This is a genomic window from Pseudomonas sp. 9Ag, assembly GCF_902506445.1.
Lineage (GTDB): Bacteria > Pseudomonadota > Gammaproteobacteria > Pseudomonadales > Pseudomonadaceae > Stutzerimonas > Stutzerimonas stutzeri_AB.
In genome coordinates this window covers 3,083,128-3,100,893 of the sequence record NZ_LR733836.1, presented here as the reverse complement: position 1 = coordinate 3,100,893, position 17,766 = coordinate 3,083,128, and the positions used below count along the sequence as shown (strand labels likewise).

Genomic DNA, 17,766 nt, shown 5'->3' with positions numbered 1-17,766 from the left:
GGATGAAATAAACCGGGAAGGTTATCATGGCCTGCATGTATGCGACGGGCCAACCTGCCGAGCCGATACCTGGGATGCCCCGCATGGGTTTGATTGCTTTGGAAGTGCTATGTCTGCTCTAGAACAGGCGTCGAACGCATCGGCGAATCTACTTCTCGTTACGTTGGTCAACGTCATCGTCGTTGCGGTAGTCGTGGCGATTCACTACGAGTTTCTGTCGCGCCTATCTGCAAGCAGGGCAAGCCCACATTTCCATCATCGCGTTGGGATAGTGTTTGGTGTGTTTGGCGCATTGACCGCGCACGCGGTGGAGGTCTGGGTGTTCGCCTTTGCCTACTACCTCATGCACCACGCGACTGGCTGGGGGACGCTGGCCGGCGAGTTCAGCGGCAGCCTGCTGGACTGTGCCTATTTCTCTTTCACGACCTTCACGACCGTCGGTTTCGGGGATATCCACCCCGTCGGCGCCATTCGATTTCTGACGGGCATCGAGGCGTTGACGGGCTTGGTTTTGATCACCTGGACCGCCTCGTTTCTGTTTCTTGAAATGCAGCGCCACTGGACCGTTCGGTGATGGCATTCATCAGGCTGTGTCTGGCGACGTGTGGCTGACCCTCAGAAACGTGCGCTGCTAAGGTAGCGTTTGATATCGATATAAGGAGCCTTCATGTCCGCCTTGACCGAACTTGCGGCCCAGCTAGGCCACGCGCTCCAGCAAAAGTCGGCGCAAGTAACCACCGCCGAATCTTGCACAGGGGGAGGTATTGCCGAGGCCATTACCCGCATTGCTGGCTGCTCGGCCTGGTTCGAGGCTGGTTTTGTCACCTACTCGAACCGTCAGAAAACGCGTCAGCTGCAGGTGCCGGAACATCTGTTTTCCGAAGTGGGCGCAGTGAGTCGTGAGGTTGTAGAAGCGATGGTCTGCGGCGCACAGGTCGCCAGCGGAGCGCGCTACGCCGTTGCCGTCAGCGGCGTAGCAGGGCCGGGCGGTGGATCGCCGGATAAGCCGGTCGGTACGGTTTGGTTGGCCTGGGGGGGCGAGGGTGAGCGGTTTGCAAGACGCTTCCAGTTTGACGGCAACCGACAGTCTGTTCGTGAGCAGAGTGTGGAGGCTGCGCTCGTCGGATTGATCCGCCTAGTGGCCGGAGAAAATCCCATTGAGGGCTAGGCGCTCGTTTTTGCCTATGCTCTAATACTGTCTACTTATACAGTTGTCGTGGCCTCTGGCCCTCTTGATCAAGTGAGGATTGTAATGGACGAGAACAAGAAGCGCGCCTTGGCTGCCGCCTTGGGCCAGATCGAAAAGCAGTTCGGTAAAGGCGCGGTCATGCGCATGGGCGATCATGATCGCCAGGCGATCCCGGCCATTTCCACTGGCTCGCTGGGCCTGGACATCGCGCTCGGCATTGGCGGTCTGCCTAAAGGTCGGATCGTCGAGATCTACGGTCCAGAATCTTCCGGTAAGACCACCATGACGCTTTCCGTCATTGCTGAGGCTCAGAAGGCCGGCGCCACTTGCGCCTTCGTCGACGCCGAACATGCGCTGGATCCCGATTACGCTGGCAAGCTTGGCGTCAATGTAGACGACCTGCTGGTTTCACAGCCCGATACCGGCGAACAGGCTTTGGAAATCGCCGACATGCTGGTGCGCTCCAACGCGGTCGACGTGATCATTGTCGACTCCGTAGCGGCTCTGGTTCCCAAGGCGGAAATCGAAGGCGAGATGGGCGATACCCACGTCGGTCTGCAGGCTCGTCTGATGTCTCAGGCGCTGCGCAAGATCACCGGTAACATCAAGAACGCCAACTGCCTGGTTATCTTCATTAACCAGATCCGCATGAAGATCGGTGTGATGTTCGGCAGCCCGGAAACCACCACCGGCGGTAACGCATTGAAGTTCTATGCATCGGTTCGTCTCGACATCCGCCGTACCGGCGCGGTGAAGGAAGGCGACGAAGTGGTCGGCAGTGAAACGCGCGTCAAGGTCGTCAAGAACAAGGTGGCGCCACCGTTCCGTCAGGCCGAGTTCCAGATTCTTTACGGCAAGGGCATCTACCGCAATGGCGAGGTCATCGACCTCGGCGTTCAGCAGGGACTGGTCGAGAAGTCTGGTGCCTGGTATGCCTACAAAGGCAACAAGATCGGTCAGGGCAAGGCCAACGCTGCTAAATACCTGGAAGAGAATCCAGAGATCGGTCGCGAGATCGAACAGCAGATTCGTGACAAGTTGCTGGTGGTTTCTCCGAGCAGCAAGGCCAATCCGGTCGTTGAAGACCTGGCCGAAGCTGACCTCTAAGCAGCATGCCGGTCGTGCTCGACAGCCCTGCCGCCGTGCGGCGGGCCGCTATGGATTTACTGGCCCGGCGCGAGCACGGACGTATGGAGCTGAGTCGCAAGTTGCGTTCGCGTGGTGCCCCGCCTGATCTCATCGAGCCAGCCCTGGAAAAACTGGCTGATGAGGGGCTGCTCAGCGAGGCTCGCTATCTGGAAAGTTTTGTGCGCATGCGTGCTAATGCGGGTTACGGCCCGTTGCGCATACGTGAGGAACTGACCCAGCGAGGCCTCCCGCGGGAGGAAATCGAGCAGGCGTTACGTGACAGTGGCTTCGACTGGAATGAGCAGTTGCGCGAAGTCTGGTTGCGAAAGTTCGGTGAGTTACCGGGCAATCAGCGTGAAAGGGCCCGCCAGGGCCGCTTTTTGAGCTACCGAGGTTATCCCCTGGATTCGATTGGTCGCCTTCTGCGGGGCGCTTCGTTCGATTGATCCGGATTGGATAGTGGCCGTTTTGCTGCTGGTCGAGATCGCGTCACTAACTGAGCTCGCACTACTTCAATCTTCAGCGCTCAGCGGCGAAGCCCAGTGTTCCTTTGCATTGATAAAGTCGGTCAGCTCCCGTAGCCGGCCATGATCCCTTCCGTTAAATACGAAGCTCAGCCTGGGTAACGGCTGCAGTTCCGGCTCGTCCAATTCCATTTCACAGCACGCTTGCTGCTCGAAGCGGCCTTTGAGACAAAGGTCGGCAAAATGTTCGTTCATGTAGGACATGGCGGAATCGGTCAGCACATGATTCATGCGCATGACGAAGCGGTCTTGCAGCCATCGGCTCGAGTGGAAGTTGCTGTAGAAGTGATCGATCTCAGCAGCAGCGTCTTCGGCATTGTCTACCAAGCGCATCAGTCGCATATCGGTTGGAAGGATGTAACGGTTGCCTTCAAGCTGACGGCGCATGAAATTCAGCGCGTCTTTCCAGAATGTGCCGCCGGGCTCATCCAGCAGCACAATCGGCACCAGTGGGCTTTTGCCCGTCTGGACCAGCGTGAGTACTTCCAGGGTCTCGTCCAGTGTGCCGAAACCACCGGGACAGAGCACCAGCGCATCGGCCTCTTTGATAAAGAACAGCTTGCGCACGAAGAAGAAGTGAAAAGACAGCAGGTGGTCGGTGCCATCTACCGTCGGATTAGCATGCTGCTCGAAGGGTAGGGTGATGTTCAGGCCAAGGCTGTTATCCATGCCTGCGCCTTCATGGGCAGCCGACATGATGCCGCCACCGGCACCGGTAATAACCATCAGGTCGTAGCGTGCAAGCGTCTCGCCGAGCTCGCGGGCGAGCGCGTACAACGGATGTTCGATGGGCGTTCTCGCCGAGCCGAAAACGGTCACTTTACGGCGACGCTTGAACTGATCGAGGCGGCTGAAGGCGTGCTCCATTTCACGCATGGTTTGTAGCAGAATCTTGGCATCCCAGCGACTTCGGTCGGCTTGAGCCATGCGCATGACGGTAACCAGCATTTCCCGATACAGGGGCAGGTTCTGGCTGCTGGATGGAACTACGAGTGCAACCAGTTCATCGATTTTCTTCGATAGCTCGGCACCACTGGTTTTGAAATGTCGCGACAGGTAATCGTCCGATTCGAAAGGCATACAAGGTCTCCCTGTGGAAGCTGGGGCGCTGCTCATCCGCCAGGCGCGAGAACCGTATCTCGCCCTGTGGTCTGAGTCAGTCCAGACAGCCGCCGAAAACAATCTGGATGATGATATGTCGGCATTTGGCGTTGGTGACGCACTTGTTTCATGCCTAACAGTAGCTCAGCGCGAAGATGTCGAACGTCGGTTCTATCGCTCGGTTAACAGCCACGATCATCGCGCGTGCAGCTTATGTCTGGGGCATCAGTTCCGGCCATCAGAGTGCGATGCGATCCCCCGGTTCCGGAATGCGGGCTTGCCAATCGAGGCGAGCACGCAGGGCCTCCTGCAATGTACGCATCTTGTCCAGCTCCCCGTGGACTAGATACAGCTCAGGGCGCGACTTGAAGTGGCTAGCCCATTCGATCAGCTGCGATTGCCCCGCATGCGCGGAGAAACCGCCCAACGTATGGACCTGGGCGTTCACCGCTATGCGCTGATGCATCAGCTTGACGGTTTTCGCTCCATCGACGATGGCGCGACCAAGTGTGCCGCTCGCCTGGAAGCCTGGGATGACTAAATGGCATTCCTTACGCCAGAGGTTGTGCTTGAAGTGATGAAGAATGCGCCCACCATTGCACATGCCGCTGCCGGCGATAATGATCGCGCCACTTTTGAAACGGTTGATGGCCATCGATTCTTCAGGGGTTGGCGTCGCCCTGAATATCGGCAGCCATGTCTCGATACGCTGCCGGTTACTATCGGGTGCTGCGCCTGGTTCTATGTCCAGCTGCTCCTGGAAAAGTGAGTAGATTGCGTTTGCGCCGATGGCCATCGGGCTGTCCAGAAAGACCACTTGCTGAGGCACTCGGCCTTGGTGGTACAGAAGGCCGAGGTAATAGATCAGATCTTGCGTGCGGCCAACGGCGAAGGACGGCATGAGTACGTTGCCACCATCACGGTGGGCTTGCTGAAGGATCTCGGCCAGTTCTTCGATGGTTGCCTGATGATCGCGGTGGTCGCGATCCCCATAGGTGGACTCCATCAGTACTACGTCGGCTTCGCGCAGTGGCGTCGGCGCGTGCATCAGGGGCGAGCAGGCATTGCCGAGGTCCCCGGAAAATACCAGGCGGCGGGTGGCGCCAAAGTCGGTGACGTCGACTTGAACGATGGCTGAGCCAAGGATGTGTCCTGCATCAAAGAAGGTCACGGAGACCCCCGGTGCGGCTTCGAAGACGTCGCCATAGGCGTGAGGCTGTCGTTGCGCAAGCATGCGTTCGGTGTCGACCCGTGTGTAGAGCGGCTTGATAGCCGGCTTGCCCAGACGCGCGCGCCAACGGTTTTCCCACTCGGCGTCCTTTTCCTGGATGTTCGCCGAGTCGAGCAGCATCAGCTCGACCAGCTTCCCGGTCGCTTCGGTGACATGAATCGACCCTTTGAATCCTGCTGCCACGAGCTTCGGTAACAAGCCGCTATGGTCGATGTGTGCGTGTGACAGCACCACGGCATTCAGGGTCTGCGGGTCGAAGCTAAAACCTGCACGGTTGCCGGCCTCCTCTTCGCGCCGACCTTGGCGCATGCCGCAGTCGAGAAGGACGCGAACGCCATCATGGGTTTCGATCAGATAACAGGATCCAGTGACCTGTTGGATGGCGCCGAGAAAGCTGAGCAAAGCCATGAGAACCTCCTGTTTGTACAGTTGCGCCCAGCATGCCCGCTATGCCGGCAGCTCATCTTGATGCATATCAGAGAGAGCCCGCTAGACGCTGACTAGACTATCGCCAATGCCCACCAACGGAGTGCCTCATGAATCAGCTACTGCCCAGTCTTGACGAGCTGGACCATCATGCGGAGATCCAGCCGGAGTTCGCTCGCTGGCGAACCGGGTACGGACCCTTTGAACATGCTTTGGAAACCCAGGCTGCCGTGTTTCGCCTGGCCCATCAGCTGGTACAGGCCGAGTTGCAGCCGGATCTGGCAAGTGTGTATCGGCTGTTGCAGGCGATCGACCGGATCGGTTCGGCTGGCCTGTGGCTGGTTGTACACATGACCTATGCGCGTCGCGTTCGGCTGGACGGCTCTGAACTCAGCGCCGAGGACTTCAAGGTTGCGCCAGAAGGGCATACCGGCGGTTCTCTTAATATGGTGCCTGCCTACGCCGGTTATCTAGGACTGAACGCCCTGACCGGCAGTACACGTGCTTGGTTGATGGGGCAGGGCCACTGCGTTGCAGCGATCGAAGCGCTGAATCTGCTTACCGACAATCTGCACCCCGAACAGAAGCAAGCCTACGGCGATGGCGAGGCGGGCATCAATCGGCTCCTCGAAGACTTCTACGGCTACCATCAGGCGGCGGATGGCAGCCCCTCAGCGCCTCTCGGCAGCCATGTCAATGCACACACTGGGGGCGGTGTCGCCGAAGGCGGATACCTTGGCTTCGCCGAGCTGCAATATGCCCACATGCCACTGCCTGGCGAGACGCTGGTGGCCTTTCTATCCGATGGTGCAGCAGAGGAGCAGCGCGGCAGCGACTGGATTCCGCGCTGGTGGCGTGCCGAGGATTGCGGTGTAGCGCTGCCCATCATGATCGCCAATGGTCGGCGTATCGAACAACGGACCCAGCTTGGCACTCACGAGGGGCTTGAGGGGTTTCGCCAGCATCTTAGCCGTTGTGGCTTTGACCCTATTCCGTTCGATGGGCGTGACCCGGCTGCTTTCGTCTGCGCCCTGTTGGAGATGGAGCAGCGCCTGGTTCGGCGTGTCGAGGAAAAATCCCGCGGTCTGCTGCGCTATCCGCTGCCGATCCCCTACGGAATAGCCGAGACGATCAAGGGATTCGGCTTCTATGGTGCAGGCCGCAATGCAGCGCATAACCTGCCGCTGCCGGGCAACCCGAGCGTCGATGACGCTTCGCGTGAGTTGTTCAATACTCATGCCGCCCCGCTTTTCGTTCCCTGGGATGAGCTTGAGCAAGCTCGCCAGCTGGTTGCGCAGTCCCGCCATGCGCGCCCTGCCGAGCGCGACAACGTCCTCGCGACCAGGCGGCCCAATGCTCCGGTCATGCCGCCGCTCCGGTATCACGATCACGCCTGTTCCCCGATGGCAGCGGTAGATGATTTCTTTGTCGAACTCACCCGTGCCAATCCGTCACTGCGCCCCCGTGTGGGTAACCCCGATGAACTGGCCAGCAATCGCTTGGGCGGCGTACTCATAGCTATGAAGCACCGCGTGGTCGATCCTGAGGGAGAGCTGGAGGCGGTGGACGGAAAGATCATCACGGCACTGAATGAAGAGGCCGTGGTTTCCGCCTGTCTTGCCAACCAGGGCGGCCTGAACCTGGTTGCCAGTTATGAGGCGTTCTGCGTGAAGATGCTCGGCGCGGTACGCCAAACCCTGATTTTCTCCCGTCAGCAGAAGGAGGTTGGGCGGCCAGCCGGTTGGCTTGGCTGGCCCATCATCGCCACGTCTCACACCTGGGAAAATGGCAAGAACCAGCAGTCGCACCAGGACACCACTTTTTGCGAGGCCTTGCTGAGCGAAATGAGCGACATGGCGAGAGTTTTGTTCCCGGCAGACCACAACAGCGCCATGGCACTGCTGCCTTCGATCTACCAGACCCGCGGTGCGCTGGCTTGCCTGGTCATGCCCAAGCGAGAGCGGCCAGCTATTTTCAATCAGGCGCAGGCCGAGCAGCTTGCCCGTGACGGCGCGATTATCGTTGACGAGCAGAAGGGTGATAACCCCATCCTTCTGATTGCCAATGGCAGCTATCAGTTGACTGAAATGCAACGTGCCACTCAGCGCCTCAAAGAAGCGCGTGTCAGCTATCGTCTGGTGTATCTGCAGGAGCCGGGTCGCTTCCGCGCACCGCGGGATCGTTGGGAGATCGAGGCGCTTGCGGCCGAGGGTGTAACCGAGCGCCTGTTTCCCGAACAGATGGAGATGAGGGTGCTGCTCACTCACATGCGGCCCGAAGTGGCGCGTGGTCATCTCTGGCCGATTTTGCCGGACGTGCGACGAAATTCGGTTCTGGGCTATCGCAATCGTGGTGGCACGCTGGACGAGGGCGGTATGCAATTCGCCAACCGGGCGAGCTGGGCGAATGTATTGGCCGCCTGCGCACGTTTGCTCGATATACCGCGAACCGCACTGCTCAAGCCAGATGAGGCGGCTGCGGTCGCGGGCAAGGGCGATCCGCGCGTGCTGCGCTAGTCAGACCTGTCAAAGGGCAGCGCCGATGCTGCCCTTGGCGTGTTGCCGGCTTCAGCAATCGCTGGAGCGATAGCGTTCCGTGGTGATCGGTTTCTTGCTCTGGTACTCACTGAACTCGAAGCGCAACACTGCGCCCTGGCTCATCAGCTGACGCAGGCCCTCGTTGTTGCAAACGCTGGCGGCCAGTTGGGTGCGGACTTGCTTGGGGTTGTCTCGCATCTGCGCGGCGTGGCGCGGTTGAACGCTCAAATGGTTGACCAGCTCGTTTCCGTCGACGCTGTAGCCCTCGTCGAGCAGGTCGGAGTTGATCGCACGTGGAGTGCCTACACTGCTTTCACGGGCGACTTTTTCCAGCAATTGGCTGAGCGCCTGGTCCTGTGCGGATGCGGTGTGGGCGAAGGGCAGGGCGAGGCAAAGCGTTAAAAGTGTGGTCAGACGGCGCATGGTGATCTCCTGATGACTGCCGTCGTTCGACCGGTGTCGGTCCTCACGGTTCAGCGCTGCCATGGTTTGGGGGCGGCTGTTAAACTCCGCTCCCCCTCTGTTGATCGAACAATCATGACTCACGCCGTCGTCCGCCTTCGCGATGCTCGCCTGGCGCGTAGCGCCAAACCGTTCATTGCCCGCGGTTCGCGCTCGCCGCGGTGTGCCCGCTGCCGAGTTGCCTTCAGCCATTGCCTGTGTGACTGGCTGCCATCGGTGACGACCAATAGCGCGGTCTGCCTGATCATGCACGATATCGAGCCGCTGAAACCGAGCAATACCGGTTGGCTGATTGCCGATATCGTGGCTGAAACCTATGCCTTCACCTGGCAACGAACCGGTGTAGACGCTGCGCTGCTAGAGCTGCTGGCCGATGCCCGCTATCAGCCCCTGGTGGTCTTTCCGGGTGAGTACGCGCAACCAGATCGGGTGGTTACGGAGCTTGTGGTCACACCGGGGAAGCGCCCGCTGTTCATCCTGCTGGATGCGACGTGGACCGAAGCGCGCAAGATGTTTCGTAAAAGCCCCTATCTGAATCATCTGCCAGTGCTGAGCTTGCAGGCCGACGTACTGTCACGTTATCGCCTGCGCCGCTCGACCCGCAGCGAACACCTGTGCACCGCGGAGGTCGCTGCGTTGTGCTTGGGCTTGGCTGGAGATGACCAAGGCTCCGCGGCGCTGGATACCTGGCTCGATGCGTTCACTGATCATTACCTAGGTGCCAAATATCACCGCGCACCAGACCCCGAGGATGCCACTCATCGAGCGCTGGCTGCCCTTAGCCAGCGCTGATATTGGCCTGTGGGTCAGTGCCTGGCCACCTGTGGGATTTCGGTAGCAGCCGGCACGGGTACATCCTTGCGCGGCCAGAGTTGGGCGGCGAGCATGCCAACGAACATCAGCGCACAACCAAAATAACCGCGCGGACTTAGGCTTTCATCAAGCAAAAATGCTCCAGCAAGCGCTGCGAACACCGCTTCGAGCGAGAGGATGATGGCCGCGTGCGAGGCGATTGCGTGCTTCTGCGCCACGACTTGCAAGGTATAACCAACCCCCACTGCGAACATTCCGCCATAGATAAGGGCCGGCGCGGCAAGCCAGATGCTGTTCAGACTGGCTTCTTCGAAGACTGCCGCCAGCAGCAGACTGACGACCGCGCAGGTCACGAATTGCAGAAAGGCCAGGCGAATGGCGTCATGACGACCCACGAAAAAGCTCACCAGCAACACATGAATGCCCCATACGAAAGCGCCAGCCAACTGTATCCAGTCGCCGGAAGCGATCTGAAAGTTTTCGTCGATGCTGAGCAGCGCCATGCCAACCACGGCGAGTATTGCGCCTAGCCAGGTGCCCATGCCGGTCCTCTGGCCAATAGCCAGGCCGAGTAAGGGCACGACGATGACGTACAAGCCAGTGATGAATCCGGAGTTGGTCACGCTGGTAAACAGCAGGCCAACCTGTTGCAAGTTGATGCCTATAGTGAGTGCGAGGCCCATGCTGAGGCCTCCGAGCAGCAATCCGCGCTGCAAGAATGGCTCGTGGCGAGCAGCGCCTCGGCCTTGGTGCAGCAACAAGGGCAGCAATACGATTGCGCCCAATGCGAAGCGCATGCCGGTGAACAGGAAAGGCCCGATGTTATCCATGCCGACCCGCTGTGCGACGAATGCGCTTCCCCAGATCATGGCCGTGATCAGCATTAAGAAATCGGCGCGAAGGGCTTGTTTGCGCATGTTTGAACTCGTGCGGAAAAACCGCGAACTTTGCATCAAACCGAGGGGCTTTGCCACCGCTTCGCCGTCCGGCGCGGCAAACGGCTGATTAAATGCGGAACGATGATCGAATTTCGCGTGGTGGCGCGATATCATCACCGCGGTCACCCTCGAGCATATTGCGGGTTCTTGCCGTCCTGATTGTCAGCACCCGGCTCAGGCAGGTGAAGCGCCAATAAAAACTATAGGTCCGCCATGGCTGCTTACGAAATCCTTATCGCCGATGATCATCCCCTGTTTCGCAGTGCCCTCCAGCAAGCGTTGACGCTTGGCCTGGGCGATGATGCTCGGCTTTCCGAGGCGGCTAGCATTGCCGAGCTCGAAGCTCAACTGACCCGAACATCGGACTGGGATCTAGTATTGCTGGATCTCAATATGCCCGGCGCTTATGGATTCTCCGGGCTGGTGCTGCTGCGAGGTCAGTATCCCCAGCTGCCTGTTGTGATGATCTCCGCACAGGAAGACGCTGCGGTTGTTGCTCGCTCTCGCGAGTTTGGCGCCAGCGGTTTCATACCCAAATCCAGCTCACTCGAAACGATTCAGCAGGCTGTTCGGGTCGTGCTTGATGGTGACGTCTGGTGGCCTAGCAATATCGAGGATGTGGCGCACGTCAGCCCCGAAGCCAAGGCTGCCAGCGAAGGGCTCGCAAGCCTCACGCCTCAGCAGTTTCGCGTGCTCACCATGGTGTGCGACGGTTTGCTAAACAAGCAGATCGCCTATGAACTCAGTGTTTCCGAGGCGACCATCAAGGCGCATGTGACCGCAATCTTTCGCAAGTTGGGCGTTCGCACCCGAACCCAGGCTGCTCTACTGTTGCAGCAGATGGGCTCAATCCCCAGCAGCTGAAAGCACGTTGTTGCCTGTAGATGCCTCGCCGACCGCGCTGGCTCAGCGTCAGGCAATCGTCGGCAGCACAATCTCATCACTGCGGCGGACGCCTGCCGTCAGCGCTCGGCATTGTTCGATAAATTCACGCATGGCGGCGGTCTGATATTTCATCGAGTGCCAGATGAAATAGAACTGCCGCGCGAGGTCCAGTTCGGGTGTTTCCAGAGCGACCAGGCTGCCCCGGCGAAATGCATCGCGAAGCGCCAATCTTGAAATGCAGCCGATCCCGAGCCCGGATTCAACGGCTCGTTTAATCGCCTCGGTATGCTCCAGCTCAAGCCGAATGTTCAATTTGGCCGGGTGATGGCGCATGGCATGGTCGAAGGTCAGCCGAGTACCAGAGCCCTGTTCGCGGAGAATCCAGGCTTCGCGCGAGAGTTGATCCAGGCTCACCGCAGTGTGGGCGGCCAACGCATGCTGGGGCGCGCAAAACACCACCAGTTCGTCCTCGACCCAGGGTAATACTTCGATCTCTGGATGCTGGCAGTCGCCCTCAATCAGACCTAAATCAAGTTCATGTTGCGCAACCTGCTGGACAATATGCGCGGTGTTCTGCACATGGAGTTTCACTCGGCATTCAGGGTGGCGCTGCATAAAACTGCCGATGAGCAAGGTGGCGAGGTAGTTGCCGATCGTTAGGGTGGCGCCCACGCTCAGCGAGCCGAATCCCGTTTTGCCAGCGAGCAGATCCTCAATTGCTTTGGCCTGGTCGAGCAAGCCTACTGCCTGCGGTAATAGCTGGTGGCCTAATGCGTTCAGCCACAAACGTTTACCGGCACGATCGAAAAGCTGGCAACCCGACTGGCGCTCCAGTTCGGCCAGCGAGGTGCTGGTCGCCGACTGTGAAAGGGCAAGGCTTTCAGCCGCACGGGAAACGCTTTCATGCCGCGCGAACGCGACGAACACCTGTAACTGCCGGAGTGTGAAATGCATATCTATATAACCGATAACATATATCGTTAATATTCGTTTAGCGGATATTAGTCGGCCCGGTAAACTGCCAGCAAATATTGATGCGCCGTTGTGCGCTAGAAGGGGAGCACTACATGAGCAACCTGAACGTTGAGCGAGTCCTCAGTGTGCATCACTGGAACGACACGCTGTTCAGTTTCAAAACCACCCGCAATCCGGGGCTGCGCTTTGAAAATGGTCAGTTTGTGATGATCGGACTCGAAGTAGAAGGGCGACCCCTCATGCGTGCTTACAGCATTGCGAGCCCCAATTATGAAGAGCATTTGGAGTTCTTCAGTATCAAGGTGCCAGATGGTCCGCTGACCTCTCGCCTGCAGCACCTGAAAGAAGGTGATTCGCTAATGGTCAGTCGTAAGCCGACTGGCACGTTGGTGCTGGACGACCTGTTGCCGGCCAAGCATCTTTATCTTCTGAGTACGGGAACCGGTCTGGCGCCTTTCATGAGCGTGATCCAGGATCCGGAAACCTATGAGCGTTTCGAGAAAGTCATCCTGGTGCATGGTGTTCGTTACGCAAACGAAGTTGCCTACCGTGAGTTCATAACCGAGCACCTGCCGCAGAACGAATTCTTCGGCGAGGCCCTGAAAGAGAAGCTGATCTATTACCCCACCGTCACGCGCGAGGTGTTCGAGAATCAAGGGCGTCTGACCGACTTGATGCGCAGCGGCAAGCTGTTTGCGGATATCGGCCTGCCGCCGATCAACCCGGAAGACGACCGTGCGATGATCTGCGGTAGCCCTAGTATGCTGGCCGAAACAAGCGAAGTGCTCGACAGCTTTGGTCTGAAGGCATCGCCGCGGATGGGCGATCCTGGGCACTACCTGATCGAGCGAGCATTCGTCGAGAAGTGATTGGACGTTGAGTCCAACGACCGGCTGAGCGTCACGTCAGCCGGTTTTTTTTGGCTGGCTCTTTAGAAGTAAGTGGCACAGCATTTCTTGTACTTCTGACCGCTCCCGCACGGGCACGGGTCGTTGCGACCGGCCTTCAGCGGGACAGTGGGGTCAATGAAGTACCAGCGTCCATTGTGCTGCACGAACGCTGAGCGCTCATGTTGAGCGTGCTCTCCGGCTCCGTCGTGCCATCGTGCGGTAAAACTGACCAGCGCATGTTCTGGCTGTCCGCCGAGCACTTGGCTTTGCTCAACGTCCAGTCCCAGCCAGGTGCTGTTGGCGCTCCACTCCTTCATAGACTGTAGATCCAGAGCTTGTTGCTGTGCCGGCAGCGTGGTGGCCTGCAGGTAAGCGATAGCCCCGACAACGTAGGCGCTATATCGCGAGCGCATCAGTTGTTCAGCGCTAGGCGCTGGCAGACCTTGATGATAACGGCCGCAACATTCGCCGTAGGGGTCGCCGGTGCCGCAGGGGCAATTTGCGTCTGTCGGTTGATCATCAGACATCGTCAATCACCACCAATATTTGCCGAACATTTGCGGATTGGCCCAGTACTTTGCATTGAGCCAGTCTGGAACCTGCTTGTAATCCAGTAGGTCGTAGGTGAAGAGGGTCACCGTTTGGCCGCCTCGTTCGAAGCGTCCGCTGAGCTGTAAGGCCAGCGAGTAAAAATCGGTTGCCTGCCAGTCCGACGCATTCAGATCGACCAAAACCGCCATGCGGCTGGTGTTGAGATTGCGAATGCCGCCGAGCAACTGCAGGCCGTCGCGCTTCGGGAGGTGTTCCAGGCAGTCAGCGACCAGGGCGAGATCGTAGCGGCGGGCCGCGAGGCCTGCAGGCAGTGGGCCGGTCAGTGCGCGATCAATCTGGCAATGGTTATGGCTGTGGCTGAATGCGTCGATTGCGGGCAGTTCGCTACGACCGACATACAGCAATCGGGCCGGACGGTGTTGTTCCAACAGGGCGGCCAAAGCTTGCTGCGGCGTCTGCGATGAGCGGGATGCGGTCAAGCCGGGATTCCTCGATATCAGGCGTAGCGGAATGCAGAAATTGCAGTCCGCTCGGTCTGTCAAAGTATAAAGACTAGCGCGCTGGCGCCTGCCGTCCTAGTCTCGATATAACTGGAGCTGCTTATGCTATGGCGCATAAAGCTCTGGCTGATCCCACATTAGGAGGCTTTAACGATGAGTAGCTTACGGACAGCAGTACCCGTGATTGTGATGACCACCTTTCTGGCCGGCTGCGCAGGGGTGCAGAAACAAGATTGGCCCAGCTGCGCGGCTGTTGGCGGCGTAACCGGCGCCGCGTTGGGCGCGATAGAAAGCAGCACCTACACAGGTTATGGCGCATTGATTGGTGGCGGCATGGCTGCAGCCTACTGCTGGGCCAATGGCACCGAGCAGGAGACTGTCGCCGTGGTTGAAACGGTTGAGCCTGCACCGATGGCTGAGCCGGAGCCCGAGCCTGTGATGGAGGCCGTACGGGTTGAGCTGGACGTAAAATTCGACTTCGACAAAGCCACCATCCGTCAGGACGCATACGACGACATCGAAGTGCTTGCTGACTTCATGAAGCAGTACGACCAGACCTCGACGACTGTAGAAGGTCACACCGATTCCATCGGTACTGACGCTTATAACCAGCGTCTGTCCATGCAGCGTGCCGAGTCCGTTCGCGATGCACTGGTAAACCGCTACGGTGTTGAAGCCAACCGTCTTGAAGCGGTGGGCTATGGTGAGTCGCGTCCGGTCGCTGATAACTCGACCGAGCTGGGCCGCGCCATTAACCGTCGCGTTGAGGCTTCGGTCGAAGCGCGTCCGTAACGCAGGCTCTGTAAAAAAACCGGGTTGTATGACCCGGTTTTTTTGTTTCGATTGGCCGCCTCAGAACAAGGGGCGCGCGCTTGCCAGCGCCACCACGGCCAGACCCACCAGTAGATTGATGCCGACAAGCTTGCGGATCTGGCCCAATGCAGCGCCACCGTCCGGCCAGTTCTGCGCGGTGATCGCGCGCTTGAGTTGGGGCAGTTGCAGCAGCTGTATGCGCAAGAACAGGGCGAGCATCACCAGGAACATCCCGGCCATGATGTGGACGTAGCGAGGCGCAGCCTCCAGTCCGTCGAAGCGCATGTGCCACATACCGATACCACTTATCGGAAGCACCAGCACCGAAACCCAGACCCATCGAAAGAAGCGGCGAAACACTTCGGCCCAAAGCTTCAGCCGTTCCGGTGCCTGTAGCGTGGAAACAGCCGCTGGGCGCAGGACCATCCAAGCGAAGAACATGCTTCCCACCCAGATCACTGCGGCCAGTACATGTAGTGAATAGAGCGCGGCGAATGCGGTCATGGGAAATCTCCGGTGGCGGTTGAGGAAACGCGCGTTATCATAGCCACCCTCCAGAAATACTGAAAATATATACAGCATCCGCGCCCATGCTCAGCACTGAACTCAAGTCCCAGATCCAGGGCGCCTACTCGCAGTTTCTCGAAGCCAAGGGCCTTAAGCCCCGTTATGGCCAGCGTCTGATGATCGCCGAAGTGGCGAAAGTGCTCGGCGCGATCAAGGCCGACGATGAGGGGCGGCGCGATGGGGAACCCGCCATCGTCGCGGTGGAGGCTGGCACCGGCACCGGCAAGACTGTCGCCTACAGCCTGGCTGCCATTCCGACGGCCAAAGCGGCGGGCAAGCGCTTGGTGATCGCAACAGCTACGGTCGCGTTGCAAGAACAGATTGTGCACAAGGATCTGCCGGATCTGATGCGCAACAGCGGCCTGAGCTTTTCCTTTGCTCTGGCCAAGGGACGCGGTCGTTATCTTTGCCTGTCCAAACTCGACGCACTGCTGCAGGAAGGGCAGGCGCAGAGCGCAACCGCTCAATTGTTCGAAGAAGAGGGCTTTCGCATCGATGTGGACGAGCGGAGCGAAAAGCTTTTCGGAAGCATGATCGAGAAGCTCGCAGGCAACCGCTGGGATGGTGATCGCGACAGTTGGCCTGAAGAGCTGGCTGATCCCGACTGGGCGCGCCTGACCACTGATCACAGTCAATGCACCGGGCGCCACTGCCCCAACTTTCAGCAGTGCGCCTTCTACAAAGCGCGCGAAGGCATGACCAAGGTTGACGTCATCGTCACCAATCATGACATGGTGCTCGCAGACCTCGCGTTGGGTGGTGGGGCGGTGCTGCCCGATCCGCGCGACACACTCTATGTCTTTGACGAAGGCCATCATCTGCCGGATAAGGCGATCGGGCATTTCGCTCATTTCACCCGCCTGCGTTCTACCGCCGAGTGGCTTGCCCAGGTCGAAAAGAACCTGACCAAGCTGCTCGCCCAGCATCCGCTGCCGGGCGATCTCGGCCGGCTGATCGAGGCGGTTCCGGAAATCGCCCGAGACCTTCGCAGCCAACAGCAATTCATGTTCAGTGCCTGCGAACAGCTGGCTGACTTCCGAGCCGGCGAAGACATGGAGGGCCGCGAGCGGCCTCGTCATCGGTTCGTGGGTGGTGTGGTTCCGGAGCATCTGATCGAGCTGGGTATCGAGCTGAAAAAGGGCTTCGCCAAGCTGAACGATCTGTTCACCCGGCTGACCGAGTTGCTCAAAGAGGCGATGGATGGCGAAACGGGTGTGGGCATCGCCAGCCATCAGGCCGAGGAGTGGTATCCATTATTCGGCAGTCTGCTCACTCGGGCCCAGGGCAACTGGGAGCTGTGGACGGCCTTCACCGTCGACGATCCAGAAGACAGCCCACCCATGGCGCGCTGGCTCACACTGGCCGATGGTGGCGCTCTGTTCGATATCGAAGTCAACGCCAGTCCGATCCTGGCGGCCGAGACGTTGCGCCGCAATCTGTGGAACGTCTGCTACGGCGCGCTGGTAACTTCGGCCACGCTCACCGCACTGAACAGTTTCGATCGCTACCGCATGCGCGCCGGGTTGCCACGTTGTGCCGTCACTGCAGTGGTGCCGAGTCCGTTCCATCATGCGGACGCTGGGGTACTGAGGGTGCCCGATCTCAAGGCCGACCCGCGGGATGCCGCTGCACACACGGGGGCGATCGTGCGGGATCTGCCGCAGCTGGTGGAAGCTTCACGCGGCACGCTGGTACTTTTTTCGTCGCGTAAACAGATGCAGGACGTTTTCGACGGGCTGGAGCGGGACTGGCGACGGCGGGTGCTCATTCAGGGCAATCTGTCCAAACAGGAGACCCTTAACAAGCACAAGGCGCGTGTGGACGATGGCGAGAAGAGCGTGCTGTTCGGGCTCGCCAGCTTTGCTGAGGGCGTCGACCTCCCTGGTGCGTATTGCGAACATGTGGTGATTGCCAAGATTCCGTTTGCAGTTCCCGATGACCCGGTCGAAGCGGCGTTGGCCGAGTGGATCGAGGCGCGAGGCGGTAATCCCTTCATGGAAATCGCCGTACCTGATGCCTCCTTGCGCCTCGTACAGGCCTGCGGAAGGCTGCTACGTACTGAGGAGGACCGCGGCACGATCACGCTGCTGGATCGCCGGGTCGTCACGCAGCGCTACGGAAAGGCCATCCTCAATGCGTTGCCGCCGTTCCGCCGCGAGATCGGTTAGTGGCATGTTGGCCTAGCGAGCAAGATGCGCCGTTATTCAAGTGAATGATTGTCTCTTCAGCGAACTC

The 17,766-nt window shown here is 59.1% G+C and carries 18 protein-coding genes; 10 read left to right on the top strand and 8 right to left on the bottom strand.

What is annotated here, in order from left to right:
• The first annotated feature begins 109 nt into the window (after positions 1-109).
• From ALTERO38_RS14000 to recX, 4 genes are all read left to right on the top strand, one after another.
• Positions 110-574 carry a potassium channel family protein gene (locus ALTERO38_RS14000; RefSeq protein WP_159968743.1) on the top strand — a complete coding sequence of 155 codons (465 nt, stop codon included), beginning with the start codon at positions 110-112 and terminating at the stop codon, positions 572-574.
• Between the two features lie 93 nt (positions 575-667).
• Positions 668-1,168: a CinA family protein gene (locus ALTERO38_RS13995; RefSeq protein ID WP_159968742.1), complete on the top strand. Its 501-nt coding sequence runs from the start codon at positions 668-670 to the stop codon at positions 1,166-1,168.
• Positions 1,169-1,252: 84 nt separating this feature from the next.
• Positions 1,253-2,296 (top strand): recombinase RecA, encoded by a 1,044-nt coding sequence (gene recA, locus ALTERO38_RS13990; protein ID WP_159968741.1) that lies wholly within the window; start codon positions 1,253-1,255, stop codon positions 2,294-2,296.
• Positions 2,297-2,301: 5 nt separating this feature from the next.
• Positions 2,302-2,763: a recombination regulator RecX gene (gene recX / locus ALTERO38_RS13985; protein ID WP_159968740.1), complete on the top strand. Its 462-nt coding sequence runs from the start codon at positions 2,302-2,304 to the stop codon at positions 2,761-2,763.
• 66 nt (positions 2,764-2,829) lie between these two features.
• On the opposite strand, the gene ALTERO38_RS13980 is transcribed toward recX, so the two are convergent.
• Positions 2,830-3,921, bottom strand: a complete 1,092-nt coding sequence (locus ALTERO38_RS13980) for a TIGR00730 family Rossman fold protein (protein ID WP_159968739.1) — start codon at positions 3,919-3,921, stop codon at positions 2,830-2,832.
• 259 nt (positions 3,922-4,180) lie between these two features.
• Positions 4,181-5,581, bottom strand: coding sequence for an MBL fold metallo-hydrolase RNA specificity domain-containing protein (locus tag ALTERO38_RS13975; protein ID WP_159968738.1), 1,401 nt, complete (start codon positions 5,579-5,581; stop codon positions 4,181-4,183).
• 128 nt (positions 5,582-5,709) lie between these two features.
• On the opposite strand from ALTERO38_RS13975, the gene ALTERO38_RS13970 reads away from it, so the two are divergent.
• A complete protein-coding gene (locus tag ALTERO38_RS13970) occupies positions 5,710-8,115 on the top strand; it encodes a xylulose 5-phosphate 3-epimerase (protein ID WP_159968737.1) in 2,406 nt (801 codons plus the stop codon).
• Between the two features lie 51 nt (positions 8,116-8,166).
• Here the strand turns inward: ALTERO38_RS13970 and ALTERO38_RS13965 are convergent, their stop codons facing one another.
• The gene (locus ALTERO38_RS13965) at positions 8,167-8,559 is read right to left on the bottom strand and encodes a PA3611 family quorum-sensing-regulated virulence factor (protein WP_102835039.1); all 393 of its coding nucleotides are present in this window, start codon (positions 8,557-8,559) and stop codon (positions 8,167-8,169) included.
• 114 nt (positions 8,560-8,673) lie between these two features.
• Between ALTERO38_RS13965 and ALTERO38_RS13960 the strand changes: the two genes are divergently transcribed.
• The gene (locus ALTERO38_RS13960; RefSeq protein ID WP_159968736.1) at positions 8,674-9,390 is read left to right on the top strand and encodes a tRNA-uridine aminocarboxypropyltransferase; all 717 of its coding nucleotides are present in this window, start codon (positions 8,674-8,676) and stop codon (positions 9,388-9,390) included.
• A gap of 14 nt (positions 9,391-9,404) precedes the next feature.
• Here the strand turns inward: ALTERO38_RS13960 and ALTERO38_RS13955 are convergent, their stop codons facing one another.
• On the bottom strand, positions 9,405-10,328 hold the full coding sequence (locus ALTERO38_RS13955) for a DMT family transporter (protein WP_159968735.1): 924 nt from the start codon (positions 10,326-10,328) through the stop codon (positions 9,405-9,407).
• Positions 10,329-10,562: 234 nt separating this feature from the next.
• On the opposite strand from ALTERO38_RS13955, the gene erdR reads away from it, so the two are divergent.
• The gene (erdR, locus tag ALTERO38_RS13950) at positions 10,563-11,213 is read left to right on the top strand and encodes a response regulator transcription factor ErdR (protein ID WP_159968734.1); all 651 of its coding nucleotides are present in this window, start codon (positions 10,563-10,565) and stop codon (positions 11,211-11,213) included.
• A gap of 48 nt (positions 11,214-11,261) precedes the next feature.
• Here the strand turns inward: erdR and ALTERO38_RS13945 are convergent, their stop codons facing one another.
• A complete protein-coding gene (locus tag ALTERO38_RS13945; protein ID WP_102834915.1) occupies positions 11,262-12,188 on the bottom strand; it encodes a LysR family transcriptional regulator in 927 nt (308 codons plus the stop codon).
• A gap of 113 nt (positions 12,189-12,301) precedes the next feature.
• Between ALTERO38_RS13945 and fpr the strand changes: the two genes are divergently transcribed.
• Complete coding sequence (fpr, locus tag ALTERO38_RS13940; RefSeq protein ID WP_159968733.1) at positions 12,302-13,078, top strand: ferredoxin-NADP reductase; 777 nt, start codon at positions 12,302-12,304, stop codon at positions 13,076-13,078.
• Between the two features lie 62 nt (positions 13,079-13,140).
• Here the strand turns inward: fpr and ALTERO38_RS13935 are convergent, their stop codons facing one another.
• Positions 13,141-13,626, bottom strand: a complete 486-nt coding sequence (locus tag ALTERO38_RS13935) for a YchJ family protein (RefSeq protein ID WP_148924616.1) — start codon at positions 13,624-13,626, stop codon at positions 13,141-13,143.
• Between the two features lie 6 nt (positions 13,627-13,632).
• The gene (locus ALTERO38_RS13930; RefSeq protein ID WP_159968732.1) at positions 13,633-14,130 is read right to left on the bottom strand and encodes a DUF6231 family protein; all 498 of its coding nucleotides are present in this window, start codon (positions 14,128-14,130) and stop codon (positions 13,633-13,635) included.
• Positions 14,131-14,340: 210 nt separating this feature from the next.
• Between ALTERO38_RS13930 and ALTERO38_RS13925 the strand changes: the two genes are divergently transcribed.
• A complete protein-coding gene (locus ALTERO38_RS13925; RefSeq protein ID WP_102834911.1) occupies positions 14,341-14,943 on the top strand; it encodes an OmpA family protein in 603 nt (200 codons plus the stop codon).
• Between the two features lie 60 nt (positions 14,944-15,003).
• Here the strand turns inward: ALTERO38_RS13925 and ALTERO38_RS13920 are convergent, their stop codons facing one another.
• Positions 15,004-15,468 (bottom strand): CopD family protein, encoded by a 465-nt coding sequence (locus ALTERO38_RS13920; protein ID WP_159968731.1) that lies wholly within the window; start codon positions 15,466-15,468, stop codon positions 15,004-15,006.
• A gap of 86 nt (positions 15,469-15,554) precedes the next feature.
• Here ALTERO38_RS13920 and dinG point away from each other — a divergent pair, with 86 nt between their 5' ends.
• On the top strand, positions 15,555-17,699 hold the full coding sequence (gene dinG / locus ALTERO38_RS13915; RefSeq protein ID WP_159968730.1) for an ATP-dependent DNA helicase DinG: 2,145 nt from the start codon (positions 15,555-15,557) through the stop codon (positions 17,697-17,699).
• Positions 17,700-17,766 lie beyond the last annotated feature (67 nt).